Source organism: Serratia sp. L9 (genome assembly GCF_050632285.1).
Taxonomy (GTDB): domain Bacteria; phylum Pseudomonadota; class Gammaproteobacteria; order Enterobacterales; family Enterobacteriaceae; genus Chania.
Genome location: NZ_CP192591.1, coordinates 1744925 through 1770504 on the forward strand (window position 1 = coordinate 1744925; position 25580 = coordinate 1770504).

26 protein-coding genes and 1 pseudogene are annotated in these 25580 nt (G+C 51.6%); 17 read left to right on the forward strand and 10 right to left on the reverse strand.

Annotation, left to right across the window (positions count from 1 at the left end; translation table 11 throughout):
- The 5 genes and pseudogenes from ACQ86O_RS08260 to ACQ86O_RS08280 all read left to right on the forward strand — a co-directional run bounded on the left by ACQ86O_RS08260 (position 1) and on the right by ACQ86O_RS08280 (position 6323).
- Positions 1 to 1355 (forward strand): annotated as a pseudogene (locus ACQ86O_RS08260) (MFS transporter).
- Positions 1356 to 1407: 52 nt separating this feature from the next.
- Entirely contained in the window at positions 1408 to 2985 is a 1578-nt protein-coding gene (locus tag ACQ86O_RS08265) for an acyl CoA:acetate/3-ketoacid CoA transferase (RefSeq protein WP_431224829.1), read from the forward strand.
- 100 nt (positions 2986 to 3085) lie between these two features.
- Positions 3086 to 3823 (forward strand): 3-oxoacyl-ACP reductase FabG, encoded by a 738-nt coding sequence (gene fabG, locus ACQ86O_RS08270; protein WP_431224830.1) that lies wholly within the window; start codon positions 3086 to 3088, stop codon positions 3821 to 3823.
- 10 nt (positions 3824 to 3833) lie between these two features.
- Entirely contained in the window at positions 3834 to 5018 is a 1185-nt protein-coding gene (locus ACQ86O_RS08275; RefSeq protein WP_431224831.1) for a thiolase family protein, read from the forward strand.
- Positions 5019 to 5165: 147 nt separating this feature from the next.
- Positions 5166 to 6323, forward strand: coding sequence for a CdaR family transcriptional regulator (locus ACQ86O_RS08280; RefSeq protein WP_431224832.1), 1158 nt, complete (start codon positions 5166 to 5168; stop codon positions 6321 to 6323).
- A 16-nt stretch (positions 6324 to 6339) separates the two neighbouring features.
- Here the strand turns inward: ACQ86O_RS08280 and ACQ86O_RS08285 are convergent, their stop codons facing one another.
- The 8 genes from ACQ86O_RS08285 to aaeR all read right to left on the reverse strand — a co-directional run bounded on the left by ACQ86O_RS08285 (position 6340) and on the right by aaeR (position 14901).
- Positions 6340 to 8466: a peptidase domain-containing ABC transporter gene (locus tag ACQ86O_RS08285; protein ID WP_431224833.1), complete on the reverse strand. Its 2127-nt coding sequence runs from the start codon at positions 8464 to 8466 to the stop codon at positions 6340 to 6342.
- Positions 8459 to 9751, reverse strand: a complete 1293-nt coding sequence (locus tag ACQ86O_RS08290; RefSeq protein WP_431224834.1) for an HlyD family secretion protein — start codon at positions 9749 to 9751, stop codon at positions 8459 to 8461. Before ACQ86O_RS08290 ends, ACQ86O_RS08285 begins: the two co-directional genes overlap by 8 nt.
- Positions 9752 to 9942: 191 nt before the next feature.
- Positions 9943 to 10140: a hypothetical protein gene (locus ACQ86O_RS08295; protein WP_431224835.1), complete on the reverse strand. Its 198-nt coding sequence runs from the start codon at positions 10138 to 10140 to the stop codon at positions 9943 to 9945.
- A 91-nt stretch (positions 10141 to 10231) separates the two neighbouring features.
- Positions 10232 to 10414, reverse strand: coding sequence for a DUF4762 family protein (locus ACQ86O_RS08300; RefSeq protein WP_431224836.1), 183 nt, complete (start codon positions 10412 to 10414; stop codon positions 10232 to 10234).
- Between the two features lie 75 nt (positions 10415 to 10489).
- Positions 10490 to 10735 (reverse strand): hypothetical protein, encoded by a 246-nt coding sequence (locus ACQ86O_RS08305; RefSeq protein ID WP_431224837.1) that lies wholly within the window; start codon positions 10733 to 10735, stop codon positions 10490 to 10492.
- Between the two features lie 584 nt (positions 10736 to 11319).
- Entirely contained in the window at positions 11320 to 12663 is a 1344-nt protein-coding gene (locus ACQ86O_RS08310; RefSeq protein WP_431224838.1) for an APC family permease, read from the reverse strand.
- 10 nt (positions 12664 to 12673) lie between these two features.
- Positions 12674 to 13576, reverse strand: a complete 903-nt coding sequence (locus ACQ86O_RS08315; RefSeq protein ID WP_431224839.1) for an acetamidase/formamidase family protein — start codon at positions 13574 to 13576, stop codon at positions 12674 to 12676.
- Positions 13577 to 13989: 413 nt separating this feature from the next.
- Positions 13990 to 14901 carry an HTH-type transcriptional activator AaeR gene (aaeR, locus tag ACQ86O_RS08320; protein ID WP_431224840.1) on the reverse strand — a complete coding sequence of 304 codons (912 nt, stop codon included), beginning with the start codon at positions 14899 to 14901 and terminating at the stop codon, positions 13990 to 13992.
- A gap of 356 nt (positions 14902 to 15257) precedes the next feature.
- On the opposite strand from aaeR, the gene aaeX reads away from it, so the two are divergent.
- From aaeX to ACQ86O_RS08345, 5 genes are all read left to right on the forward strand, one after another.
- Positions 15258 to 15461: a p-hydroxybenzoic acid efflux pump operon protein AaeX gene (gene aaeX / locus ACQ86O_RS08325; RefSeq protein WP_431224841.1), complete on the forward strand. Its 204-nt coding sequence runs from the start codon at positions 15258 to 15260 to the stop codon at positions 15459 to 15461.
- Between the two features lie 7 nt (positions 15462 to 15468).
- Complete coding sequence (gene aaeA / locus ACQ86O_RS08330) at positions 15469 to 16404, forward strand: p-hydroxybenzoic acid efflux pump subunit AaeA (protein WP_431224842.1); 936 nt, start codon at positions 15469 to 15471, stop codon at positions 16402 to 16404.
- A 130-nt stretch (positions 16405 to 16534) separates the two neighbouring features.
- Entirely contained in the window at positions 16535 to 18370 is a 1836-nt protein-coding gene (gene aaeB / locus ACQ86O_RS08335) for a p-hydroxybenzoic acid efflux pump subunit AaeB (RefSeq protein ID WP_431225682.1), read from the forward strand.
- 213 nt (positions 18371 to 18583) lie between these two features.
- Positions 18584 to 19039, forward strand: a complete 456-nt coding sequence (locus ACQ86O_RS08340; protein ID WP_431224843.1) for a ribonuclease — start codon at positions 18584 to 18586, stop codon at positions 19037 to 19039.
- A 4-nt stretch (positions 19040 to 19043) separates the two neighbouring features.
- On the forward strand, positions 19044 to 19343 hold the full coding sequence (locus ACQ86O_RS08345; protein ID WP_431224844.1) for a barstar family protein: 300 nt from the start codon (positions 19044 to 19046) through the stop codon (positions 19341 to 19343).
- 36 nt (positions 19344 to 19379) lie between these two features.
- On the opposite strand, the gene yjgA is transcribed toward ACQ86O_RS08345, so the two are convergent.
- Positions 19380 to 19928 carry a ribosome biogenesis factor YjgA gene (gene yjgA, locus ACQ86O_RS08350; protein WP_431224845.1) on the reverse strand — a complete coding sequence of 183 codons (549 nt, stop codon included), beginning with the start codon at positions 19926 to 19928 and terminating at the stop codon, positions 19380 to 19382.
- Positions 19929 to 20105: 177 nt separating this feature from the next.
- Here yjgA and pmbA point away from each other — a divergent pair, with 177 nt between their 5' ends.
- Positions 20106 to 21446, forward strand: a complete 1341-nt coding sequence (pmbA, locus tag ACQ86O_RS08355) for a metalloprotease PmbA (protein ID WP_431224846.1) — start codon at positions 20106 to 20108, stop codon at positions 21444 to 21446.
- 253 nt (positions 21447 to 21699) lie between these two features.
- Positions 21700 to 22086, forward strand: coding sequence for a cytochrome b562 (cybC, locus tag ACQ86O_RS08360; protein WP_431224847.1), 387 nt, complete (start codon positions 21700 to 21702; stop codon positions 22084 to 22086).
- A 41-nt stretch (positions 22087 to 22127) separates the two neighbouring features.
- Here cybC and rnk read toward each other — a convergent pair whose 3' ends face one another.
- Positions 22128 to 22538, reverse strand: a complete 411-nt coding sequence (gene rnk / locus ACQ86O_RS08365; protein WP_431224848.1) for a nucleoside diphosphate kinase regulator — start codon at positions 22536 to 22538, stop codon at positions 22128 to 22130.
- A gap of 452 nt (positions 22539 to 22990) precedes the next feature.
- Between rnk and ACQ86O_RS08370 the strand changes: the two genes are divergently transcribed.
- The 5 genes from ACQ86O_RS08370 (at position 22991) to ACQ86O_RS08390 (ending at position 25530) form a co-directional block, all read left to right on the forward strand.
- Positions 22991 to 23308, forward strand: coding sequence for a glycine dehydrogenase (locus ACQ86O_RS08370; RefSeq protein WP_431225683.1), 318 nt, complete (start codon positions 22991 to 22993; stop codon positions 23306 to 23308).
- 36 nt (positions 23309 to 23344) lie between these two features.
- On the forward strand, positions 23345 to 23710 hold the full coding sequence (locus tag ACQ86O_RS08375) for an SFCGS family glycine-rich protein (protein WP_431224849.1): 366 nt from the start codon (positions 23345 to 23347) through the stop codon (positions 23708 to 23710).
- Positions 23710 to 24006: a DUF4312 family protein gene (locus tag ACQ86O_RS08380; RefSeq protein ID WP_431224850.1), complete on the forward strand. Its 297-nt coding sequence runs from the start codon at positions 23710 to 23712 to the stop codon at positions 24004 to 24006. Before ACQ86O_RS08375 ends, ACQ86O_RS08380 begins: the two co-directional genes overlap by 1 nt.
- Positions 24007 to 24091: 85 nt before the next feature.
- Entirely contained in the window at positions 24092 to 24868 is a 777-nt protein-coding gene (locus tag ACQ86O_RS08385) for a DUF4311 domain-containing protein (protein WP_431224851.1), read from the forward strand.
- An 11-nt stretch (positions 24869 to 24879) separates the two neighbouring features.
- Positions 24880 to 25530: a DUF4310 family protein gene (locus tag ACQ86O_RS08390; RefSeq protein WP_431225684.1), complete on the forward strand. Its 651-nt coding sequence runs from the start codon at positions 24880 to 24882 to the stop codon at positions 25528 to 25530.
- The last annotated feature ends 50 nt before the right edge of the window (positions 25531 to 25580 follow it).

Consider the following 25580-nt stretch of genomic DNA (forward strand, 5'->3'; position numbering starts at 1 on the left):
ATGTCAAATCCGCAGTTAACCATTGCAGCGAAAAGCCAGGCGGCGATAACCAATGCAAAAATATATAAACACCTGATGCCGTTACTGATCATTGTTTATATCATCAGTTTTATCGACCGAACCAATATCGGCATCGCACGCGCCTCCATGTCCATCGATCTCGGGCTTTCCGCGACCGCTTATGGGTTAGGCGCTGGTCTGTTCTTCCTGACTTACTCCACCATGGAGATCCCCAGCAACCTGATCATGGCACGGGTCGGGGCCCGTTTCTGGATCACCCGTATCATGTTTACCTGGGGGTGATTTCTGCCGGTATGGCCTTTGTTACCGGCCCAACCTCGTTTTATATCATGCGCTTGTTGCTCGGGGCGGCAGAAGCTGGCTTATACCCCGGCATCATCCTGTATCTCACTTATTGGTTTGGCCGTGAAGAGCGTGCCAGAGCAGTGGGTATGTTCCTGCTTGGTGTCTGTATTGCCAATATTGTCGGTGCTCCGCTGGGCGGCGCGTTGCTGATGCTCGATGGCATCGGCGGTATGCACGGCTGGCAGTGGATGTTTATTGTGGAAGGCCTTCCTGCGGTGCTGCTGGCGTTTTATGTGTATGCCGTGTTGCCCAACAAGCCGCGCGATGCAAAATGGCTGACCAAAACCGACATTGAATATATTGAAAACAAGCTGGCCGCAGAGCAACCGGTTGGAGTGGATAAAAACCAGAAGTTTTCCTTTAAAACGGCGTTTAGCAATAAAACCTTTATGCTGATCGTGGCGATTTATTTCACCCATCAGATCTCGGTCTACAGCCTCACCTATTTCCTGCCGAGCATTATCAACAGCTACGGCAAAATGAGCACCTTAACGCTCGGTATGCTCACTGCCATTCCGTGGATCGCGGCAGCGCTGGGCGGTTTCTTCCTGCCCAAATATGCCAATACCGCTTCGCGCTCACGCATCATGCTGGTTTCCGGTTTTATGTCGATGGCCGTTGGTTTCCTGATTGGCGTGCTGGGTGGCCCGGTATTGGGGCTGGTCGGTTTTTGTATCGGTGCTTCGATGTTCTTCGTGGTGCAGTCCATCATCTTTACCTATCCGGCCACCCTGATGAGCGGCCCAATGCTGGCCGGTGGGCTGGGGTTACTGGCCTGTCTGGGGATCACCGGTGGGTTCTTCGGGCCTTATGTCTTCGGCATCCTGGAAGATAAAACCGGTTCACCCAGCGCGGGCCTGTGGTTCGCTATCACATTGCTGGTCCTGGCCACCATTGGTGCTGCACGGGTAAAGCAACCTGCGGGCAGTAACGACAAGCCAGTAAAGGATAGCCCCGCACCTGACATGAATACCGTCATTGAGAAATAGAGCCTAGACGCGGTGCCACCGGGTGCCGCTGCACAGACGTAAGGTAGGCAGTATGAGAAATAAAGTGATTTCGGCTCAGCAGGCCGCAGAGTTAGTGGATAACGGTTCAACCCTGTGCACCATCGGCATGACCCTGATTGGGGCGGCGGAATCGGTCTTGAAGGCGCTGGAGCGGCGCTTTGTTGAGACCGGAATGCCGCGTGGGCTGACCTATGTTCACTCTGCCGGGCAGTCGAACCGCGAACGCGGCAACCAGCATTTCACGCCGCCAGGCATGGTGAAGCGCATTATCGGTTCGCATTGGGGGTTGGCGCCCAGGTGGATGGAAAAGATTGCCGGTAACGAGGTGGAGGCATTCTGTTTACCGCAGGGGCAGATTGTCCATCTGTATACGGCCATGGCGGCCGGGCAGGCGGGGTATTTATCCAAGGTGGGGCTGGGGACCTTTATCGATCCGCGTCTGGAAGGCGGCAAAATGAATACCCTGACCCGTTCGCTGCCGGATTTGGTTGAAGTGGTCAACCTGCGTGATGAGGAATACCTGTTTTACCCGGCGATCCCGCTGGATACGGTGATCATTCGCGGCACCACGGCTGATACCGCGGGCAACCTCACCTGTGAAGAAGAAGCCATGAAGCTGGAGATCCTGCAGGCAGTGCTGGCAGCGAAACGCTTTGGCGGCAAGGTTATTGCTCAGGTGAAAAACCTGGCGGAAAAGGGCAGTTTGCACCCGAAACAGATAGTGGTGCCGGGTAATTTTATCGATGCGGTTGTGGTGTGCGAAAACCCTGAGCAAGACCATCGCCAGACTTCATCCTGGTTTTACGATCCCGCCTATTGCGGCAACCTGATTGCACCCGCCAGTGAAGTGGAAAAACTGCCGCTCAATATCCGCAAGGTGATTGGCCGCCGTGCCTGCCAGTTCTTATCGCCGGACTGTGTGATCAATTTGGGCACCGGTATCCCGAACGATGTTATTGGCGCCATCATTTATGAAGAAGGTGTGAGCGAAGAGGTCACCATCACCGTTGAATCCGGTATTTATGGCGGGGTGCAGGCGGGTGGGATTGATTTTGGCATCGGCAAAAACCTGACCGCTATGATCAACCATCAGGAACAGATGCTTTATTACAACGGGGCGGGCGTGGATATCACCTATATGGGGGCGGGGGAAATGGACGCCAACGGGCATATCAATGCCACCCGGATGGGCGATCGCTGTACCGGCGCCGGTGGGTTTATCGATATTACCCAAAATGCGCACCACGTGGTGTTCTGCTCTACCTTTACGGCCAAAGGCTTGGCGGTGGAATGCCAGCATGGGCAATTAAATATCCTGCAAGAGGGCTCGGTTAAAAAACTGGTGAAGTCGATTAACCAGATTTCCTATAACGGCGAAATAGCCCGCCAGAAAAAACAGAAAATGCATTTGGTCACCGAACGGGCGGTATTTGAGCTGACGGCGCAGGGCCCGATGCTGATAGAAATAGCCCCTGGTGTAGATCTGGAACGGGACATTCTGCAACAAATGGAGTTTATGCCGATTATTTCCAGCTCATTAAAGCAAATGGATGCCGCGCTATTTTGCGACGCCCACTTTGGCCTGAAAGAAATACTGGCTGGGCGTTAATGCAGACGCTAATCCATACCCTCGCCCTCAGGGAGAGGGGACGTTTTTATCTTTGCGCCAACCCGGCGTAGCCAAGAATTAAAATGATAAGGAGTACCCAATGTCTTTAACCAACAAAGTAGCTATCGTGACCGGTGCCAGCCGTGGTCTGGGGCGAGGTATTGCCCAGGTATTGGCCGAAAAGGGAGCCGCCGTGGTGATTTGCGATGTCGACCAGGAAGGTGGGAATAATACGGTTGCCGCATTGCTCAATGCAGGCCATAAAGCGATTTTTGTCCCTTGTAATATTGCCAACCGCGAAGACGTTAATCGGTTATTTATAGAAACCGAACAGCAACTGGGGCCGGTGGATATTCTGGTCAATAACGCTGGGATTAACCGCGATGCCATGCTGCATAAATTAACCGAAGAGAATTGGGATTTGGTGATGGATATCAACCTGAAAGGCACTTTCCACTGCATGCAGGAGGCCGCCGTGCGGATGCGCGAACGTGCCAGCGGGCGAATCATCAATATTTCCTCTGCCAGTTGGTTGGGCAATGTGGGGCAGGCCAACTATGCCGCCTCAAAAGCCGGGGTGATCGGCCTGACCAAGACCGCTTGCCGTGAGCTGGCTAAAAAAGGGGTAACCGTTAACGCCATCTGCCCAGGGTTTATCGAAACCGACATGACCCGTGGGGTGCCGGAAAAAGTGTGGGACATCATGATTGGTAAAATCCCGGCTGGCTATGCTGGCGACCCGGTGGATGTCGGCCATTGCGTGGCCTTCCTGGCTTGCGACGAGGCGCGCTATATCAATGGCGAAGTGATCAACGTTGGCGGCGGCATGGTGCTGTGAGGAGAACAGAATGAAAAATGCAAATGACATTGTCGTCGTCAGCGGTGTACGCACGGCGATTGGCACTATGGGCGGCAGCTTTAAAGATACGCATCAGCATGATCTGGGGGCGGCGGTGATCCGTGAGGCCGTAGCCCGGGCCGGGCTGCAACCGGCGCAAATCGATGAAGTGGTGGTGGGCAACGTGGGGCAGATTGCCGAGAGCGGATTTATTGCCCGTATCTGCCAACTGCGCGCCGGTTTACCCAACGAAACAACCTCTTATTCGGTGAACCGCCAGTGTGGCTCGGGCCTGCAGGCCATTGTCGATTGTATGATGGAGTTGCAAACCGGCAATGCACAGATAACCGTCGCCTGCGGTACCGAGAATATGACCCAGCTTCCCCATTATCTCCGCAAGGCACGCTACGGTTATCGCCTTGGGCACGGAGATTTGGAAGACGGCATCATCTCCATCCTGACCTGGCCGGAAGGGCCCTATCACAATGGCATGACCGCCGAATTTGTGGCGGAGCGTTTTAATATCAGCCGTGAGGCGATGGATGAGTTTGCCTGGTGCAGTCAGCAAAAAGCGCTGGCGGCGATCAAAGAGGGTTATTTCACGTCACAAATCCTGCCGCTCGACGTCCGTGAAGGCAAGAGCAGCCGCCTGTTTGCCACCGATGAACACCCCAGAGACACGCCGAAAGAGAAGTATGCCCAATTAAAACCCGCGTTTAAAAAAGACGGTACGGTGACGGCAGCTACATCGTCCGGCATCAACGATGGGGCCGCCGCACTGGTTATCACCACCCGTGAGAACGCGCAAAAGTTGGGATTGCCCATCAGAATGGTGATCCGGGGTTGGGCGGTGGCAGGCTGCGAGGCCGAAATCATGGGCTTTGGCCCGGCACCGGCTACCCGCAAGCTGATGCAAAAGCTGAATATGTCGGTGCATGATATCGATCTGATTGAGCTGAATGAGGCCTTTGCCGCCCAGTCTCTGGCGGTGATAAACGATCTGGCGTTGGATCCGGCCAAGGTGAACGTTAACGGTGGAGCCATTGCGCTGGGGCATCCGGTCGGGGCAAGCGGGGCCATTATCTCTGTAAAACTAATGTATGAGATGGAACGCCGTGGCGTGGATACCGGTTTAGCCACCATGTGCATCGGTGGCGGGCAGGGGATTTCTATGCTGTTTGAACGGGAAAAGTAATATTTAACGGGGGGTTAATACCCCCCAATTTACCGGATTTTATTTATTAATCGGTTGAGTTAGCATCAGCTTAAAGATAAGAAATTACCGGTATTATATTACGAGCTCCTACTTATAATAGAGGTTTAATATCGTCAAGGTATAAGTATGCTGATCACTCTTGAACTGGCTAATACTATTGTGAAACGTGCGATGAGTATTATCCATTATAACGTTAATGTTATCGATCACCGGGGGATAGTTATTGCCTCTGGTGAATCGCACAGAATTGGTGAACGGCATGAGGTGGCGTATGAGGTGATTAAGAGCCGCCAGCGTATGACGATTGAAAACACCCAGCAGGCGGCGCGGTATAAAAATGTCCAGCCAGGAATAAATCACCCTATCATCGTTGATGATCAAGTGGTTATGGTGATTGGCGTCAGTGGCAATCCTGCGGCGATCGCGCGTTACGCGGAACTGGCGTTCCTGGCGGCGGAGCTGTTGATCAAGCAGTCTTTAGATATCCGGGAAATGAACTGGCAATACCGCATCAGGGATCTGTTGCTTAAACAGTATCTTGAAGTGGGCAGCACCGAAAAAGGTAAGGAAATTATTCACCAGTTGGCCCAGCAGGAAATAAATCTGTCACAGCCGTTGCTACCCGTATTGATTAATATTGAAACCGGTGGGCACTTATTAGGGCAGACCATTGATCATATTCTTAATAAACTCTCGCATATTTTAAAATCACAGCGGGTTATATTGCTCAGTAATGATGAAATCCTGTTAATTATTACCGATATCAAACAGACTGACGTTACGGTTAAGGATATTAACGGCTTTATGGAAACCCAGTTGAGCCATTACACCATCGGGGTCGGTGCCGAGTCGGATTCTGCCGATATTTTTCGCCAATCGGTATTTATGATCAAAGAGATGATCGAGCAGGGTCGGGAACTTTTGCCGGAGCAGCGGGTGATCAATGGCAAGCAGTTTGCATTCAGCGGGCTGTTGAATGAAGCCAGATCCAGCTCATTTACCCTCTATTTCAAACAGAGGATCGACAAGTTACTGGGGTTGAGCACCGGGCAGATGTTGCTCAGGACCTTGAGCACTTACATTGCCCATAATGCCGAATTGGCTAACGCCGCACGGGAATTGGGGGTGCATCGTAATACGCTCACCTATCGGCTGAACCAGATCAAAGAAGTGACGTCGTTGGATCCTTTTAATTTCAAGGAGCTGAGCCAGTTGATGATTTCACTTTACTATTATCAGGGGGCGCCGCTGCCGGACCTGCCAGCGGCCACCTCTGAGAACTGATTTCCTGGCCGCAGGGTCAGCCAGTGACCGTGGGTTCCTCCAGCCCCGCCAAACGGATCACTTTCTCTGCCGAAGCGATGGTTGAAGGGCGATGCGCCACGATGATCCGGGTGATCTTTAGCTGTGATATCGATTCGTTGACGATCGCTTCGTTATCCAGATCCAGATGGCTGGTGGCCTCATCCATAAAGATCACGTTGGGTTTTCTGTAGAGCGCCCTGGCAATCAGCAACCGCTGTTTCTGCCCGCCAGAAAGGCCAGTACCCAGTTCGCCCAGCAGTGTTTCATAACCCATCGGCAGGCGGGCGATTTCATCATGGATATTGCAATGCCTGGCGCAGACCTCAATCAGTTCATAATCCGGCGTCAGGTCGAAACCACAAATGTTATCGGCGATCGAACCGGAGAACAGTTTGTCATCCTGCAGCACGCAGGAGACGCAGTCGCGGTAGTTGTCCAGGCCGATTTTCTTGATATCCATCCCTTCGATTTTCACCGTACCGCTGGTTGGCGGGAGCAAACCGGCCATCACTTTCAGCAAGGTGGTTTTACCTACGCCGGAAGGGCCAATAATTGCAATGCTTTGCCCTGCTTCGACGGTAAAACTGAGCTTGTCGAAGATCGGGGGCGTCACGCTGTCGTATTGATAGCTGAGATCCTGGATTTCAAACCGCACAGGCTCGTTTGCCGCAAACAGTTTACGCGCCGGGATTTCCTCTTCCGGTTTGGTAAAGGCAATATCCGAGATCCTTTCATTGTGTAACGACAGCACCCGCAATTGCATAAACAAATCAACCAGGTTGGCTGCCCGCTGCGAGAACTGGGCGCGATAGGCATTGAAGGCGATAAACATCCCTAATGACATGGTGTTATCAACCACCATCAGCGCACCTAGCCAGAGAATGGCGATCTGATCCAACGAGGTGATAAAGGTATTGATGCCACCGATCATCATGTTGAAACGCGATAGCCTGATGTTGGTGTTAGCGGCTTCCACATTCAAATTGAGCCAAAAACCGGCGCGCCGCTTATATAATCCCAGGGCTTTAATCGCTGCGATGCCGTATAGCGTTTCCATAAAGTGCGAATTGGCCTTGGCATCTTTGACGATTTTCTCCTCCGACATGCGGCGGTAAAAACCGTAGGTCGCCATGCGGAGAATGACATAACACGCGGTAAAGCCCATCACGACCCAAGACAGCCAGCCACCGTAAAATACCATCATGGTAATCAAACCGACCGCCATGATGCTGTCTATCAACCCACCGATGATGTTGTTGGTAAAAGTATTGCGGATCACTTCCAACGAGGAAAAGCGTGACTGGATATCGCCTAAATGCCGTTTTTCAAAGAACGACAGCGGCAGCTTCATCAGGTGATCAAAGAAAGACGATTTCCATTGCAGATCGATCAGGCTGCCCGTCACCAGCGATATCCAACCGCGGATCATGCTGACAAACGCATGGAAAATCAGGAAGAACAGTAAACCGATACAGATAATTGAAAGCAGATTGGTATCTTTGGCCTGAATAACGTGGTCGGTAACCAGCTGTGTCCCCACGGGGATCAGCAGATTGATCGCCTCAATCACCACCGACAGGAAGAATATTTTGACCAGGGTGCCTTTTAGTCCGACAACGCTTCTGACCAGATCCAATAACCTGACTTTGCTCTTTAATTTTACTTTCTTGAACTCACTGCTTGGCCATAGCTCCAATGCCACGCCGGTAAAGTGATTAGAGAGCTCTTTAATGCCGATAATGCGTTTGCCGCTGGCGGGATCGTGGATCACCACAGAAGAGCGCCTTACCGCCACCAGAACCACAAAATGGCTCATGTCCCAGTGCAGGATGCACGGGAGTTTAAGCTCTTTGACTTCGTGCAGATCCAACGCCAGGGCACGGCTTTGCAGGTTGACCATGGTGGCGGCCTGCACCAGCGTGTTCAGGTTTGCCCCCTGGCTTGAGACGCTGAAATGGCTGCGCAGGTTGAAAATATCAATGTTCATGCCGTAATAGCCGCAAATCATGGCCAGGCTGGCGAGGCTACACTCAGAGGTTTCGGTCTGTAAAACCAGGGGCACTCGCCGGAACAACCCAAAATTCAATTTCCGGGAAATATGCTCGAAAACACCGTCACTCATCTATCTTCCCCGATACGCTGTTTTTAATGCCATAGAATGGAACAAACATCCATTGATACAGAGGCCGGCTTTCAAGGAAGACAATAACGTGGGCCTTTAGTCCACTTGATAAATTCATCTGCTTACCTTTATCGCTGATTTCCGTCTCTTTCATGGCTATCAAGACCTTGTAATAATTATCCATCACCACGCCATTGTTGTTTACGGCGGGAATGTTGAACTCGGATATTTCCTGGTTGGTGACCGGGATACTCGAGATCGAATTTACTCGGCCTGGGAATTGGCCAAATTTTTCGGAAGGGAATGCGTCATAACGAATATTTACGCTGTCCCCTTTCTTGATGTAAGGCAGGCTGTTGTTCGGCAGCCAGATCACCAGGTAATATTTGACATCCTCAGTCGGCCTTATTTTGGCCAGGCTGGCACCGTTGTTGACCATTTGCCCATCGGTAACGCTCAATGACTCCACCACGCCGGTTATCTGTGCGCTGATGATGATGGCGTCTTCCGCATCAGACTCGACAATCTTTCTTTTCAGCTCGCTCAGTTGGTACTCATATTCCGAGATCTGATTGTCAAAGCTGGCAGATTGCGTGAGGATATCGCTTCTTATCGTGGATATTTGCAGCTCTTCCTGAATGCTCTGGCTGTTGAGCCCCTGGAAGCCGTTTTGCTGTTGATAGAATAAGAAACGCTGGTTATTCAGTTGGTCTTTGGTAATGAGCCCTTTTTCGCGGTACTTTTCATAACTCGACATTCCGGCACGCATGTGCTCAACCCCTTCACGCGCGCTGGCAACCAGTTTTTTGGTATCTTCATGCGAGAAAATGTACTGCCCTAATTGTCCTTTCAGGTTAAGCAGGGTCACCTCTTTGGAGTTTTTGAGCTTGGAAATAATAGATTCGATACTCGCTATCTGATCTTCCAGTGCCGTTTTGCGCTTGGCAGTGAGATCGCCAGAGCGCGTAATGCGCGAGGTACTGATCTCGTATAAAGGATCGCCTTGTTTAACTTTATCACCAATCTGCACATAGCTTTTCTTCACGTAGCCCTGTGTTGGTGTGTAAATATTGATGGAGTGGGGATAGGTAATAACCTCACCACTCACGTCGACCCTTCTGGTGTATTCAAAATAATAGGCAAGAAAACACAGCACAACGACGAAAAGGCTGGATAAGACCGCGATCAGCCAAGCAGGAGCCCCTTTTTTCAGCAGGACTTTCCCTTTCCATTTCTGTTTCTGATTTTCAATAACTTCCGGACGAAAAATTCCTTTTCTTTCCATAGCAAACTTATGATAACGCTTAGAGGTAGCTCAGAAATGCCAACCGGATATTCACCCAACAGCCAATTTTCCGAAGGAGAAAAGAGCAAATCCTGATTGAGAAAAGAGGATTTGCTCTTAAAAGCCAAATGTAGCATCAGCGAGGGTATTATATTGATTGTTCAATATAACCTGATGACATCAATTTGGATTTACTTGGTGTAACGGCCTTCCCAGAAGCCTTTGACCACATTGAAAACGGTGTCGGTAAAGATTTTTGCACCTTCAACAAAAACGTTCGCAATGCTGCCAAATGCAACGTTGGCACCCGAGCTGATGTTACCGAGCAGGTCGCTTAAAAAACCCGCACCGGAAACTTCGTTCATTTCTACTTTAGATAATTCTCTCATGATTTATCCTTAATCAAGATATGTTGTATACCCCATGAATTTCGAGTTGCAACTGACAATGCTGCAGCTTGAAAGGCGACGGGTATATTATTTAAGCGCACTTTTCCAGGTCGGTAGGCTTGCTTGAAGTGGTGGTATCGCCCCATTTGTCTTGGCAAACAACGGTGATGTTACAGGTCGTCTTACCGTCTACCAAGGTTTTGTTATACACCTGCAGGCAACCCATTTCGCCACCGATAATAGTCATGGCTTTTTGAGTATTGATTTTTTTCACTGTAATATCCTTATTAACTGAACTGCTTATGTAAATAAGTTACCTAATAACATCTATTGAGCGTATAGAGTGATATTATTCTTTAGGAGTCGTCGTCGTGGTCTTACTGCCAGTAAAGATATTGGCGATGCTATCAAGGAAAGACATCCCCAGGCCAACGGTTGCACCAACGGCATAACCGATGCCGCTGACCCAAACACCTATTGTGCCGGCAATACCATGCACAGCAGAGTTAACGATTGTGCCAGCGATATTGGCAAGGCCGCCTAACAGGCCAGCACCAGATACTTCAGCCATTTCTGTTTTAGATAATTCTCTCATGATTAATCTCTTTTATTTAAGGTGGATGATGTTGTAATACAGGTTACAAACAAATGAAGTCATTATGAATAATTCTTCAAATGAATGGTTGAAGATGTTGATAATTCACAATAATGCCATCCCCAACAATTTTCGAGTCTACACTCGTTGTTAGTAGGAGATAAACCCATCTGTTGTGTTGTCCTTCCATTTAAGGAAAGATCTTAAATATCCTATGGCCTTATTTAATCATTATCTGAATTTATTAAAAAGAACTCTCTTTCTTAAAAATAGCGCTGAGCATTAATTGCCCAATAAATGTCAGCAGGTTGATTAATAGCAAAGTGAGTGTTTTTGGGCGCAGGATTTATGCGTGAAAGGCCTGCAGCACAATACCTGTGAAATGAAATGCTGTTTTGGGAATAATAAGAGATCGAACCAGGTTAATAGAGCGTTAATGAGGCGTTGTAAATTAGGTGTGACTGTTGATGTTCAATTTGTGCAACTATTTCATTCTTCACCACGCCTTATTTTTACAGAAAACAGCATGGTGGAGTCATATGCCTCTCTCTGCGAAATTATACAGAGAGAGGGGGCGGTATGAATTATCCTTCCAGCTCAAGCACGGGTTTTCTCTTGAGTATTACGCGCAGGACAAAGTAATAGACGATGCCGATTGCCAGCCAACTGAGGCCGAGGGTCTTGGCTTCAATATCCATTTCGTACAGCACAAAGCCGATGATGGCCAGACCGATCAGCGGGAACAGCAGGTGCTTCACCCAGGCGGTGGATTTCTGGCGGATGATATAATGGTTAATTACCGACAGATGCAGAATTAAAAAGCCCATCAACGCACCGAAATTCACCAAACGGCTCAGGTTGTCGATGCTGCCATTAAAGTACAGCCCAGACCCCAGTGAGATAACCGCCACCAGCAGGGTACTGACGTAAGGCGTTTTAAAGCGGGGATGCACCTTGGCCAGGATCTTCGGCAATTGGCGATCGCGGCCCATGGCGAACAGGATCCGTGAGATGGCGGCCTGTGCGACCAGCGCATTGGCGATCCCCCACGAGAGTGCGGTCGCCCAAATGGTGGCCTGTTTTAGCCAGGAACCGCCCGCTAGACTGGCAGTGTCATAGAATGCGGTATCCAGATTGGTGAAGTTTTTGCCTGCTGCCAGATCGGCGGCGATCCAGGTTTGCAGGATAAACAGCGTCCCCACCAGCAGCAGTGCGTACAGCGAGGCTTTCCCCACCGCATCGGCTCCCCCTTTGCTCTCTTCAGACAGCGTTGAAATGCCGTCAAAGCCCAGGAACGACAGCACCGCGATCGAAACGGCACCCATCACCAGCGGCAGGCTGAATTTCTCGGCATTGTAGAGCGGATTCATTGTCAGGCCGCCGGCACCTTCACCGGAATAGAGCGCAGTCAGACCCATAACGACAAAGAGGGTCAGGATCACGATTTCGGCAACCAGAATATAGCGGTTGGCCCTGGCGGTGAACTGAATACCGACCAGGTTAATCGCACTGTTGATCACGATAAACGTCACGATCCATAACCAGGCCGGGACGTCTGGCAAGATCGGGCCTAGCGCCGCCGCGCTGACAATATACAGCAGCGAAGGAACCAAAATATAATCCAGCAGTATCAACCAGCCGGCAAAGAAGCCGACGGTTTCATGGATGCCACGCTGTGCGTAAGCGTAGACCGAGCCGGAAACCGGGAATGCGCGGGACATCGACCAATAGCTCATGGCAGTGAAGAACATTGCCACCATGCCGATCAGGTAGGCCAGCGCCACCATGCCCTGTGCGCCTTCCCAGACATAGCCGAATACGCCAAATGGCGCGATCGGCACCATAAAGATCATGCCGTAAATCACCAGATCTTTCAGGGTCAGAGTACGGTGCAACTCCTGCTTATAGCCAAATTGTTCTACAGACATGGTTTGGCTCCTAATCCAGCTGGATATTTAATTGCTCTGCAACGCTGCGTGGCAGAGCGAAGCGGCAGGTTTTCAGCGGATCCACCACCTGGCAGATTTGCAGATCGCCAGTAATGCTCATCAGGTTGATGGCGTCGGCCAGTGAGACATTGCTGTAATCCGCGACGAAGTGCGCCATATTGCGGGTGGCCAGTTGAGCGGCTTCATCCAGAGTTTCGGCTGAGGCAAGGGTGTAGAGCGCCTCTGGGGTGCTTATCATTGGGGTTGGCAACGCGCGGTTTTTTACCACCGTCAAATTCACCACCACTTCGCCAGGGATTTCCAGCCCACAGACTGAAACTTCGCCATCGCCCATCGCGGCATGCAGATCGCCAAGTGCAAACAACGCACCGGGAACGTTAACCGGCAGCCAGAGCGTGCTGTCTTCGGTGATGATTTTACAATCCATGTTGCCGCCGTGTGCATCCGGTGTGCCACAAGACACCGGCACGTCAGCCGGGGCAACGCCAATAACGCCAATCATGGGTTTTAACGGCCAGCGCACGCCGCCGGGCAGCAATGCGAAGCCATCTTCTAACGGCACGGTACGGATCTGCGGGTGTTGCAGCTCATCACCGAGCACGCCCAGACCTGGCGCGGTGACCATGACTGCCTGATGGCTACGGGGCGTAATGCGCTTAATCTCTACGCGCAGTACATCGCCAGGCATCGCATCCTGCACATAAACCGGCCCGGTTGCCGGATTAATACGGCTCCAATCCAGTTCGGTAAAGGCCGCCTGTTCGCAAGCAATCTGATCTTCGAAGCAGTCGCAGGTTTCAAAACAAACGTCGCTACCACTGACAATACTGGCCACAGGGGCATTATCACGCGACATGGTATAGACCACGTTCGTGCGGGGAATTTTTTCCATGGGGATTCCTGATGTTGTGCTGAGTTTTTATTATTAACGGCGTTAGTTTCAATTTGGCGATCCAATGCCAATCTCCTTGCCAGAATCAATTAATCACACCCGCAGGGGCGGAAGCAAGCACCGGAAAATACCGTCATAACGGGTATTTCGACCGCCTTGGCAGGAAATTCTTAAAAGTATTATCGCCACGATTTTTTACGTTTAAATGTGGCATTTATTTCCGCATAACCGATCGGTTGATCAGAAAGAAAACAGCATTGTTATCAGGAGAGAACGGGAATCAAATGAAAGTTATTACTTGCGATAATTGATATGAAAGAAATGAGAAATCGATTTTATAGCGTGAACAGCTATATATGTCGTTTTGCATCTTTGGTTATTTCCCTGGAGTAAGCTCCAGGGTTTAGGGGGAATTAACGATAGCCCTGATAAACTTCTGCTACCCGTGTGAAATACTCGGTCAAATAGTTGATACACACCTGAACCTTCAACGGAAGTTTGTCTTTTTCAGTATACAGGGCATACACCGGGCGCGGTTCAGAATGGTAGCGTTTGAACAGGATCTCTATCTCGCCGTTTTTGATTTCTTCTATTACCCACATCAATGGCACATAGGCGATCCCGGCCCCGGCCTTCAACCAGCGGATCATGGTTTGTGAATCGTTGGTCACGAAGCGCCCCTGGGGAGAAATACGCGTGCTGATCCCTTCTGGCGCCATCAGTTCAAACTCACTGTCTGGCCGCACGCTGTACTCCAGCCAGGAGAAGTTCACCATATCGCTGGGCTTTTGCGGCGTACCGTTCAGCGCAAGGTAGTTCTTGGCGGCGCAAACCACCATCGGCATTGAGCCCAGGCGTTTGGAGAACAGATTGGAATCGCGCAGGGCGCCGGTGCGGATCACCACATCCAGGCCATCGGCAATCAGATCCGGCGCCGGGATGCCGGTGACCAGGTTTACCTTCAGGCCTGGGTACTCTTGCAGCATTTCAGCGGTCATGATCGCCAGGACGTTTTGCGCCATGGTAGAAGAGCTGCCAATGCGTAATGTGCCGATGGGAGTATTGTTCAACGCATAAAGTTGTTCATGTACCTCGGTGGCCTCCTGCAGCATGCGGCGGCAACCCTGATAGTAGATTTTACCGGCTTCGGTCAGGCCGATACTACGTGTACTGCGGTTAAGCAGCTTCACCTGCAGATCATTTTCCAATTTGGATACTGTCTGGCTGATGGATGAAACGCTCATGTCGAGCTGGCGTGCCGCCGCAGTAAATGAACCGCATTCAACGACTTTGGCAAACACGGACATACGTTTTAGTCTTTCCATTGTTCACTCTGGCTTAAAAGTGATTTAGATCACAGATTGTTGATGAGTTGATAGTAAGCAGGCTAATATAACGCGTCGGGTATATCCTGCGTCTTTCTCGTCGTAACGAGAAATTCAGTGGATAAAAGACCTTCTGAACGCTTGGGCGTGGTCAGCTATGTCTCGGTACTCTGCCGTGGCCGAACGATCCCTCCGGTAATCCTGCATTTCCTTTCGCGGACGTATGTTCTGAGTTTACCCCTTTTTCAGGTTTGAGACCTTAGCAGGGTGCGCTTGACGTCCGCTCAAGATAATGTAAATGAAGTGTTAAATAAGAAGGGCGCAATCCCGGTGCAGTAAACAATCAAGGAAAAAGTATGAGTTTGCTTCCGGTTATGGTCATTTTTGGACTGTCGTTCCCGCCGGTATTTTTTGAGCTGTTAGCGTCGCTGGCACTGTTTTTTATCCTGCAACGCTTACTGCAACCGACAGGAATTTACGATTTTGTCTGGCATCCGGCGTTGTTTAATACCGCGCTGTATTGCTGTCTGTTTTATCTGATTTCTTGTCTTTTCGTTTGAGGTCGCAGTGAAAACTTTTTCATTAAAAATAACCCGGGTTGCCATCACGTTGGTGGTGATCCTGCTGGCGGCTATTGGGGTGTTTAAAACCTGGGCGTTTTACACCGAATCACCGTGGACACGGGACGCCAAATTCACCGCCGATGTGGTGGCGATCGCACCGGACGTTAGCGGCTTGCTGACGGACGTGCCGGTTACTGATAACCAACTGGTGAAACAGGGCCAGATCCTGCTGGTGATCGACCAGCCCCGCTATCAACAGGCGCTGGCGGAAGCCAACGCCGATGTGGCCTATTACCAGACGCTGGCGGCAGAGAAGCAGCGTGAGGCCGGCCGCCGTACGCGCCTGGGGATCCAGGCGATGTCCCAAGAAGAGATCGACCAGTCCAGTAACGCGTTACAGACCGTGCAACACCAATTGGCGAAGGCGATGGCGGTGCGCGATCTGGCCAAGTTGGATCTTGAACGTACCACGGTGCGTGCTCCAGCCGACGGCTGGGTAACCAACCTGAACGTCCATGCGGGGGAGTTTATCACCCGTGGCTCCACTGCGGTGGCGCTAGTGAAGAAAAACAGCTTCTATATTATTGCCTATCTGGAAGAAACCAAACTTGCCGGCCTGAACAAAGGCGACCGTGCAGAAATTACTCCGCTGGGCAGTAACCGCATTATGCACGGCACTGTCGACAGCCTGGCTGCCGCGGTAAATAACAGCAGCAGCACCGTAGACAGCAAAGGGCTGGCAGCTATCGACAGCAATCTGGAGTGGGTGCGGTTGGCGCAGCGCGTGCCGGTGAAAATCATTCTGGATGAGAAAGATCAGCAACACCCTTATCCGGCCGGGACTACGGCTACCGTGGTGATCACTGGCAAGAGCGATCGTAATCTCGACAACGGTTCACCTTTTACCCGATTGATGCATCGGTTGCGTGAGTTCGGCTAATGAACAGCCTAACCTTTAATCGACTCAGGTTTGCCTTCAAGCTTAGCTTCGCGATTGTTTTCGCGCTGTTTGTCGGTTTTCACCTTAACCTGGAAACCCCCGTTGGTCAGTGCTGACGGCGGCGCTGGTGGTGGCGGGTCCGGCCTTCGCCGCCGGTGGGGAACCCTTCTCCGGGGCCATTCGCTATCGTGGCTGGCTGCGGATTATCGGTACTTTTGTCGGTTGCTTTGTGGGTTTGGTGATTATCGTGATCTCTGCTCGTGCGCCGGTGGTCATGCTGATGCTGTGTTGCGGTTGGCTGGGGATCTGTACCTGGATTTCCTCACTGGTCAAAGTCGAGAACTCCTATGCGTGGAGCCTGGCAGGGTATACGGCCCTGATTATCATCGTCACTTCGATCACGACGTCTACCTCGTTGCTGGCCGCGCCGCAGTATGCCGTTGAACGCTGTAGCGAGATTGTGCTCGGTATTATCAGCGCGGTATTGGCCGACCTGCTGTTTTCACCTCGCTCGATCAAGGAGGACATCGATCGTGCGGTGGATCAATTACTGATTGGTCAGTACAGACTGATGCAGCTGTGTATCAGCAACGCCGACAAAGAGCTTATCGACCGTACCTGGAGCGATCTGGTGAAAAGCACCACCGCGCTTAATGGTATGCGCAGCAACCTGATGCTGGAGTCGTCACGCTGGCAGCGGGTTAACCGCCGCATGTTGGCGTTACACACCCTTTCTCTGACGCTGATTACCCAGGCCTGTGAAACTTACCTGATTTTGCTTAATTACCCGGACGCGGTGAAGGAAAACATTCGCCAGCTGTTGATGGTTTCAGTGGAAACACCGCAGGACGTCCATAAGCACCTGAAGCAGGTTCGTCGGGTGCTGGCCACTAACCATAGCGAAGAAACTCTGCAGACGGTGACCAGTTGGGTGGGGGCGGCAACTCGCTATCTGTTGTTAGCGAAAGGTGTGCATACCAACAGCGGCATCAATGCGGTGGAAAACGAAATACTGACCGGTGAGGTGGTGGTGAAAAGGTCTTCGGCAGAAGGCCATCACGCCATGATTAACGGCTTGCGTGCCTGGGCGGCAACCTCGATTGGCTGTCTGTTCTGGCTGTGGACCGGCTGGACTTCCGGCAGTGGTTTTATGGTGATGATCGCCGTGGTTACCTCGCTGGCGATGCGTACGCCAAACCCGAAAATGACGGCGCTCGATTTCCTGTTAGGGGTGCTTGTCGCCTTCCCGCTTGGCGCGCTGTTTTATATGTTTATCCTGCCAGAAACCCAGCAAAGCATGCTCCTGCTGTGTTTGAGCTTGGGTATTATGGCCTTTGTTATCGGTATCGAAGTGCAGAAACGGCGTTTGGGGTCATTGGGGACGCTGGCGAGCACCATCAATATTCTGGTGTTGAGCAACCCGATGAGCTTCCACGTCACCTCCTTTATCGACAGTGCCATTGGCCAGATTATCGGCTGTTTTGTGGCCATGATCGTGTTGTTCCTGATCCGCGATACCTCGCGCGAACGCACTGGCCGCACGCTGATGAATCAGTTGGTCAGTAGTGCCGTTTCGGCATTGACCACCAAAGCGGCCCGCCGCCGGGAGAACCATCTGCCTGCACTCTACCAGCGTCTTAACCAGTTGCTGATGATGTTCCCCAACGACATCGCCAAATATCGGCTGGGGCTGAATCTGATTATCGCCCATCAGCGGATGCAGAAGACTGAGATCCCGGAGAGAGAAGAGCTTTCAGTGTTCCATAAACAGATCCGCAGTACGGCCGATCACGTAGTGAGTGCCAAAAGCGATGTAAAACGCGCCTATTATTACGATCGTCTGCTTAAAGAGATGAATGAATACCAGCAAAAGCTGGTGGATAACCGCGCACCCATCAGCGTCACCGCCCCGGTAAAACGCCTGGCGGACATGTTGCACCGTTATCGTCATGCGTTGATCGATTAAAGCCCTAACCCACCATCAATCCCCCATCGCCGGGCACGTACCCGGCATCAAAGGCTATACTGAGCATTATTTCCCCTTTTAAATCAGGTGTTGGACGTGTCAGGCGCGCTGGAACGTGGCATGATTTGGGGGCGAGTCAACGGCCAGAATGTAAAAGCGTTACACATCGGTAATCTTTGATTCATTAAATTTTGCTATAGATTCAGGGAAAGTATGAACAAACGTACGCTTATAGCGATGCTGATCGCCGTTGTTGTGGCTGGTTACAGTGCTTTGTATGGGAATAACAACGATCGAGCCATCCCTCATGTTTCTACGCCGGCGGCGGAAGAGACTATTGATAAGCTGACACAACAGAATCGCGTGGTCAGCTATCTGCAGCAACATCAGCGGTTACCGGATTACTACCTCACCAAAAAGCAGGCGCGTGAGCAGGGCTGGGATGCGGGCAAGGGGAATCTGTGCTCGGTATTGCCGGGCAAAGCCATTGGCGGCGATCGTTTTTCAAACCGTGAAGGGCAATTACCGGCCGCGAACAACCGGGTATGGCGCGAAGCGGATATCAATTACCAATGCGGCCATCGTGGTGCCGACCGGTTGTTGTATTCCAGTGACGGTCTGATTTATGTCACGCGTGACCATTATAAAAACTTCATTCGGATGGAGTGAGTTGATGGGGAAAATAGAGTTCGATTTTAACCAGATACCTGACTTGCCAGCGTTCTATCGCGACTTTGCCGAGCAGCTCGGACTGGGTGAAGGTTTTGGTGCCAATCTGGATGCGCTATGGGACGTTGTGACCGGCGATATCAAACTGCCGGTCGAGATTGAGTTTCTCAATCTCAACGCCCGCAGCAAACGCCGCTTTGGTGCCATAATTTTGTTGTTTGAGGAAGCGGAAGAGGAACTGGAGGGTAACCTGCGGTTCAATATCTGCGAAACGAGCCATAAAGCGGTGCATCACCGGGGATGAACCTGGTTCATCCCATCATGATGATGCCGCTGGCGGTCACTGTTGCGCCTCGGCCAGATCGCGCAGGTACTGGAAGATTTGGCGGAATGATTTTGGCGGCTTGTTAGCGGCCTTCTCTTTCTGCGCATTACGCACCAGTGCGCGCAACTGTTGGCGATCGGCTTCTGGATACAGATCCAGCACCGTTGGGATGGCATCATCACCTTCTTCAACCAGGCGATCGCGCAGCGCTTCCAGCTTGTGGAACAGCGAAACCTGCTGGTTATGGCGGTTGTTCAGCTTGTCGAGTGCGGTCTGGATCGGTTCGACATCACGGGCACGCAGCATTTTCCCGATCAGTTGGATCTGGCGGCGGCGACCTTCTTTCTTGATCTTCTGCGCCAATTCGATGGCGGCGCGCAGATCTTCGTCCAGCGGGATGCGGTCCATGGCATTTTTACCCAGTTCGACCAGTTCGGTCCCCAGGTCTTTCAGCGCTTCGGCATCACGCTTAATCTCACTTTTACTGACCCAGATAATCTCGTCATCGTCCTCGTTTTCATTCTCCGGGACATCGTCGAGCCAGTCTTCAGGCTGTTTGTTCATGGTAGGCTCCGTTAAAAAGAGGCTAATCCTAACAGGTTGCCGGCTTTATGCGAAATTCCACGCGGTTCCTGTTAGACTCAAAAGCATAATCAACGTTATTTTGGCGCGTTACCTCGCGCAAAACCACGCCTTCACGGCACTTTTCTCAACGATTTTCTGATTAAGTATGGCAGATTGATGAAAGTAGTCACTCAAGTTGCAGAACAGCGCAAGGCGCTGGAACAAGCCGTTTCACAGGCTCTGGAGCTGGCCCGTGCCGGTTCCGATGCGGCAGAAGTTGCTGTGACCAAGACCACCGGTATCAGTGTCAGCACCCGCTTTGGTGAAGTGGAGAACGTCGAATTCAACAGCGACGGCGCGTTAGGCATCACCGTTTATTATCAAAGCCGCAAAGGCAGTGCCTCTTCCACCGATCTCAGCCCGGATGCCATTGCACGCACCGTGCAGGCGGCGTTGGATATTGCCCGCTATACCTCGCCAGACCCTCATGCAGGCCCGGCCGAAAAAGATCTGCTGGCGTTTGAAGCGCCAGACCTCGATCTGTTCCATCCGACCGAGTTGGATGCCGAACGTGGCATTGAGCTGGCGGCCCGTGCCGAGCAGGCTGCGCTGGCGGCGGATAAACGGATCACCAATACTGAAGGTGGTAGCTTCAACAGCCACTATGGTATCAAGGTCTTCGGCAACAGCCACGGCATGCTGCAAGGCTATTGCTCCAGCCGCCATTCGCTCTCAAGCTGTGTGATCGCCGAACATGATGGCGATATGGAGCGGGATTACGCCTACACCATTGGCCGTGCGATGGGCGATATGGCCAGCCCGGAGTGGGTCGGTCAGGAGTGTGCCCGCCGTACGCTGGCACGCCTTGCTCCGCGCAAGCTGTCTACCATGAAAGCGCCGGTGTTGTTTGCCTCGGAAGTGGCGACGGGTCTGTTTGGCCATCTGGTTGGAGCCATCAGCGGCAGCAGTGTCTACCGTAAGTCCACCTTCCTGCTGGATTCGTTGGGCAAGCAGATCCTGCCGGATTGGATGACTATCGAAGAACATCCGCATCTGCTGAAAGGGCTGGCCTCTACGCCGTTCGACAGCGAAGGCGTGCGCACCGAGCGCCGTGACATCGTTAAAGACGGCGTGCTGCAAACCTGGTTGCTGACCAGCTATGCGGCGCGCAAGCTGGGGCTGCACAGCACCGGCCATGCGGGTGGGATCCACAACTGGCGTATTGCCGGGCAGGGGGATGACTTTGCTGGCATGCTCAAGCAGTTGGGCACCGGTCTGGTGGTGACTGAGCTGATGGGGCAAGGCGTGAGTGGTATTACCGGCGATTATTCGCGTGGTGCCGCCGGTTTCTGGGTAGAAAACGGTGAAATTCAATACCCGGTCAGCGAGATCACCATTGCCGGTAACCTGAAAGATATGCTGCGTAATATTGTCAGCATCGGCAGCGATATTGAAACCCGCAGTAATATCCAATGCGGTTCGGTTCTGCTGCCAGAAATGAAAATTGCCGGCCAGTGATGCAATACAGCCCTTCTCCCTCGGGAGGGGGCTGAGTGCTCTTTTCCCCTCTCCCCTCGGTAGGCATTATGCCTTTTGAAAGAGAAGCGTTCTTTTAAGCTGGCTGCTGTAGTCCTCAGCATCGTACTTTTTGATTTGCCGATCGTCCATCCCCTTTATTTTCAACCTTCTTTACAAATATTCAGTATCGGTTTTGCCGTTCCTTGCCTATGTTAAGTTGTAGTTAATTAAAAACAATAATGGGAAGGTGAGCATGAGAAAGACATTGAAAGTGTTGGCGGCACTGACGCTGCTGGGGGCCAGTACATGGGCGATGGCGGCGGATCTGGCTGATGATATGGATACTATTTCTGCCAATTACAAAACCGTACTGAAAACCGAGTCTACCGATACCTTCAAGCAGAGCCTGCAGAATATGCGCGCGGCAGCAACGGATGCCCAGAAAGGCACGCCACCAAAACTGGAGAATAAGGCACCGGATGGCCCGGAGATGCAGGAGTTTCGTCATGGCCTGTCAACGCTGATTGGGCAGATCGATCAGTCACTGGCGTTGGCGAATCAGGGCAAATTGGAAGAGGCACGTAAGGTGGCGCAAGATTTCAAACAAACCCGCGATACCTATCATAAGAAATTCCGCTAATCGTACAAAAAGGGCGGCCTGATAGCCGCCCACAACCAGGCTTAGCGGTGATATTCACCCGCCGCTTCCGGTTGATACAACAGCTCCAGCACTTCAATCCGTGCTTCTTCGCCGTTCGGCAACTGCCAGTTAATCTGTTTACCTACATGCATCCCCAGCAACGCCGCACCCAGTGGCGCCATCACGGACAGCTGTTCATTACTGTCTTTCAGCGAGGCTGGGTAAACCAGCGTCCGCACGTGTTCTTCTGAGGTATGCAGATCGCGAAAACGTACACGGCTGTTCATGGTCACGACGTGTGCAGGGATCTGCGATGCTGGCACAATGTCGGCACGATCCAGCTCGGCGTTCAGCGCGGCGGCGACGTCAGTGTTGGCAAAGGCTGGCTGTGCCAGCAGCGCATCCAGGCGTTCTGCATCCAGCTCATTAATGGTAATGGTTGGTTTGGTCATTCCACTCTCCAGTCCAATCAAAGGGCGCCCTTTCTGCGCCAATAAATTCGGAAAAACAACACAAAAGCAACACCCCCGCGCCTTTGGGTGCGGGGGTGCGAAAAATGTCGGCTTGTCCTGATGATAGTAGGCTCTTAAGCAGCGAAAAGAAAGAGATCCCGATCACGAAGTTTTTTCTGCAACGGCGCCAACTGGAAACTTTTGGTTGCAAACTCTTTTTTAATCTCATCAACTTAGCAGCAAAACGTGCATTTTTGCGAAATGGATCCCTCATCGTCATTTAATTTCCAGCTCGAACTGGAAAAAAACGCGCTACACAGGAAATCCCCCAAAGGTTAGGGTAAAGGCATCAAAGAATGTGGGTAAAGGTAAGGTGCCTTACCATTAACAGATAAATATCCGGATCCAGAGGTGACTGAAAAGTGAATGAAGGAACTGCTTCGGTAAATAAAATGGAACAGGCCGATATCAACCAAGCCGACGCGATAACCACGCAGGTGTTGGCAGATATTACCGCAATGTTGAGCGCTGAGGATATTTATACCAATGCGGTGCAACAGCAAATGTTGGAATCACATATTCGCGCCATGGTGTTGCGCTCAATAACCGGTGAACCTTTACCGGAAGTTGATAAATCACTGTTCGACGAAATTTCTGCCGAATCAATGCAACTGGCAGAGCAGGTGGTAGATAAATTCGCCACGCTGCCAATTGAAGAGGCTTACCTGCTTTCTGTACATTTTGAAGTAGCTAAAGATAACAACCAATAGCATTTTACGAATTAAATTTAATCAGGAGAGAATACCATGGGTCAAATTACTGTAGTGATTGGCGATCGTCTGGGTAAGGGTCAGAAAGTCGGCCAGGGCATTGAAAATGCAGGCGCAAAGGCGATTGTCATTCCAGGCGTTGCAGCAGATATGAAACTGGGTGACGTGATGAAAGCAGAAAATGCGCAGCTGGGTATTTCCTTCTGCGGCAGCGGTGGCGCCGGTGCCATTACTGCGCAAACCAAGCATGGTTATAAAGCCAAATATGGTATGCGCTCGATTGAAGAAGGTGTTACGGCAATTAATGAAGGTTTCAATGTTTTAGGCTTTGGCTTTATGGATAAAGAAGAGTTAGGCCAGAAACTGGTGGAAGCGTATATCAAAAAACACGGCAACCCGTAATGAAAGAAAATTATACCACGTCGGTAAAGGTGGAGGGCAAAGGTGACAGCAAGGCCAAAGCCTTTGCTGCTGCATTAGCCAATGTGCAGGGCGTGATTTTAAAATCCACCAGTAATATTCTGCTGCGCATCGAACCGCAGGACGTCAAAATATTAAAGGCGGAAGAGAAAACCACCAAAGAAAAATTTCTTTTCTTCTTTCTGCCGCGTGAAAGAAAAAGCTATGCCGTTTCTTTGGAAATAACCGTGAATGTGACGATCATCAATACAGAAAAGGTGGTTTTCACCACGAAATAAAAACGTTATCCCCATCCTCTTTCAAGCGCAGCATTGTTGGCTACGGTTTGAAATACCAAGGATAGGGTATAAGAAGGGTAGACTGATGTTTCTAATCATCTTATTTAAGTCGATTATTATCGGCGGGCTGGTTGGTGTCGGCGTAGGGGCCGGTGCTGCACGTATGTTCCATGCCCCGACGACACAGGGTATGGGCGCCTTCCGTACCTTGGGCGAGCTGAATTCCTGCGAAGGCGATCCAGCTTCTCACTTCTCATTCGGTCTGGGCTTCTTCTTCAACGCCTGGGCGTCTTCCGTGGCGGCGGGTGCCTTCACGCAGGACGTCGATCACCGCATTATCCCAAACTGGGGCGCGGCGGCCTTGATGATCAAGAACCGCAACGTAGCCGAAACGATGCACAACCCGAAAAAAATGGCGATCGCCTGCGGGATCATCGGCATCTTTGTGGTCGCATTCCTCAACACCACGGCTTCGGCTGTACCTGCAGCCTTGCAGGTGACGGCAATCAAGGTGCTGGTACCGGCGGCAAACCTGCTGGTAAACACCGTGATGCCGGTTATCTTCTGGCTGGCGGCGATCGAAGCGGGCAAGCGTTCTGGCTTCTGGGGCACCATCTTTGGTGGTCTGGCGCAGTTGATTATGGGTAACGCCGTACCGGGTCTGGTTCTGGGGATCCTGATCGGTAAAGGCGTTGAAGAGAGCGGCTGGAACAAGGTCACCAAGATCATGATGGCGGTAATTGTGCTGCTGTTCGTGCTGAGTGGTTTCTTCCGTGGCTTTGATATGAAACTTCTCGAGTCCTTCAGCCTGGGCGTTCCTGGCTGGCTGGATGCCATTCATAACACCCTGAGCGGTAAATAAGGAGCTGAATGATGGATGCACAAGCCCAAAAAGGCTTCTGGTATGCCGACTGGTCATTCCCGATTTTTGTAGGCCTGCTCTCGTCCGGCGTGTTCGCCGGGACACATATGTATTACCTGTATGGCATTGGCGCATTTAACGAAGTGGCTTTCGTTTCCATGCTGCGTGCCGGGATGGACACCGGGGTTTACGGTGCGGTGGCGGCGTTCGGCGCCAGCTTCCTGTTTGCCCGTATCATCGAAGGTTCTCTGGTAGGGATCCTGGATATCGGTGGGGCGATCCAGACCGGGGTGGGTCTGGGGGTGCCAGCATTGCTGCTGGGGGCAGGGATTGTTTTCCCGGTCGCCAACTTTGCCGCTTCGCTGGTCACCGGCCTGGTTATTGGCCTGGCGATTGGTTATCTGATTATCCTGGCGCGTAAATTTACCATCAATCAGAGCAACTCCACCTACGGGGCCGACGTGATGATGGGGGCCGGTAACTCCTCCGGGCGTTTCCTTGGGCCGTTGATCATCCTGTCAGCCATGGCCGCATCGATTCCGATCGGCGTCGGCTCTCTGCTGGGCGCTCTGCTCTTCTATATCTGGGGCAAGCCAATCACCGGTGGCGCAATCCTGGGGGCGATGATTTTAGGGGCGATTTTCCCGGTGGCCATTTCTTAATAAAGCGTTCAAACCCTGGGTGGATTGCCCAGGGTTTGAAAAGGAGTAGC

What these genes read in the sequence shown, in the direction of transcription:
- ACQ86O_RS08265 (WP_431224829.1), top strand. Translation starts at nt 1,408, where the DNA reads ATGAGAAATAAAGTGATTTCGGCTCAGCAGGCCGCAGAGTTAGTGGAT.
- fabG (WP_431224830.1), top strand. Translation starts at nt 3,086, where the DNA reads ATGTCTTTAACCAACAAAGTAGCTATCGTGACCGGTGCCAGCCGTGGT.
- ACQ86O_RS08275 (WP_431224831.1), top strand. Translation starts at nt 3,834, where the DNA reads ATGAAAAATGCAAATGACATTGTCGTCGTCAGCGGTGTACGCACGGCG.
- ACQ86O_RS08280 (WP_431224832.1), top strand. Translation starts at nt 5,166, where the DNA reads ATGCTGATCACTCTTGAACTGGCTAATACTATTGTGAAACGTGCGATG.
- ACQ86O_RS08285 (WP_431224833.1), bottom strand. Translation starts at nt 8,466, where the DNA reads ATGAGTGACGGTGTTTTCGAGCATATTTCCCGGAAATTGAATTTTGGG.
- ACQ86O_RS08290 (WP_431224834.1), bottom strand. Translation starts at nt 9,751, where the DNA reads ATGGAAAGAAAAGGAATTTTTCGTCCGGAAGTTATTGAAAATCAGAAA.
- ACQ86O_RS08295 (WP_431224835.1), bottom strand. Translation starts at nt 10,140, where the DNA reads ATGAGAGAATTATCTAAAGTAGAAATGAACGAAGTTTCCGGTGCGGGT.
- ACQ86O_RS08305 (WP_431224837.1), bottom strand. Translation starts at nt 10,735, where the DNA reads ATGAGAGAATTATCTAAAACAGAAATGGCTGAAGTATCTGGTGCTGGC.
- ACQ86O_RS08310 (WP_431224838.1), bottom strand. Translation starts at nt 12,663, where the DNA reads ATGTCTGTAGAACAATTTGGCTATAAGCAGGAGTTGCACCGTACTCTG.
- ACQ86O_RS08315 (WP_431224839.1), bottom strand. Translation starts at nt 13,576, where the DNA reads ATGGAAAAAATTCCCCGCACGAACGTGGTCTATACCATGTCGCGTGAT.
- aaeR (WP_431224840.1), bottom strand. Translation starts at nt 14,901, where the DNA reads ATGGAAAGACTAAAACGTATGTCCGTGTTTGCCAAAGTCGTTGAATGC.
- aaeX (WP_431224841.1), top strand. Translation starts at nt 15,258, where the DNA reads ATGAGTTTGCTTCCGGTTATGGTCATTTTTGGACTGTCGTTCCCGCCG.
- ACQ86O_RS08340 (WP_431224843.1), top strand. Translation starts at nt 18,584, where the DNA reads ATGAACAAACGTACGCTTATAGCGATGCTGATCGCCGTTGTTGTGGCT.
- ACQ86O_RS08345 (WP_431224844.1), top strand. Translation starts at nt 19,044, where the DNA reads ATGGGGAAAATAGAGTTCGATTTTAACCAGATACCTGACTTGCCAGCG.
- yjgA (WP_431224845.1), bottom strand. Translation starts at nt 19,928, where the DNA reads ATGAACAAACAGCCTGAAGACTGGCTCGACGATGTCCCGGAGAATGAA.
- pmbA (WP_431224846.1), top strand. Translation starts at nt 20,106, where the DNA reads ATGAAAGTAGTCACTCAAGTTGCAGAACAGCGCAAGGCGCTGGAACAA.
- cybC (WP_431224847.1), top strand. Translation starts at nt 21,700, where the DNA reads ATGAGAAAGACATTGAAAGTGTTGGCGGCACTGACGCTGCTGGGGGCC.
- rnk (WP_431224848.1), bottom strand. Translation starts at nt 22,538, where the DNA reads ATGACCAAACCAACCATTACCATTAATGAGCTGGATGCAGAACGCCTG.
- ACQ86O_RS08370 (WP_431225683.1), top strand. Translation starts at nt 22,991, where the DNA reads ATGGAACAGGCCGATATCAACCAAGCCGACGCGATAACCACGCAGGTG.
- ACQ86O_RS08375 (WP_431224849.1), top strand. Translation starts at nt 23,345, where the DNA reads ATGGGTCAAATTACTGTAGTGATTGGCGATCGTCTGGGTAAGGGTCAG.
- ACQ86O_RS08380 (WP_431224850.1), top strand. Translation starts at nt 23,710, where the DNA reads ATGAAAGAAAATTATACCACGTCGGTAAAGGTGGAGGGCAAAGGTGAC.
- ACQ86O_RS08385 (WP_431224851.1), top strand. Translation starts at nt 24,092, where the DNA reads ATGTTTCTAATCATCTTATTTAAGTCGATTATTATCGGCGGGCTGGTT.
- ACQ86O_RS08390 (WP_431225684.1), top strand. Translation starts at nt 24,880, where the DNA reads ATGGATGCACAAGCCCAAAAAGGCTTCTGGTATGCCGACTGGTCATTC.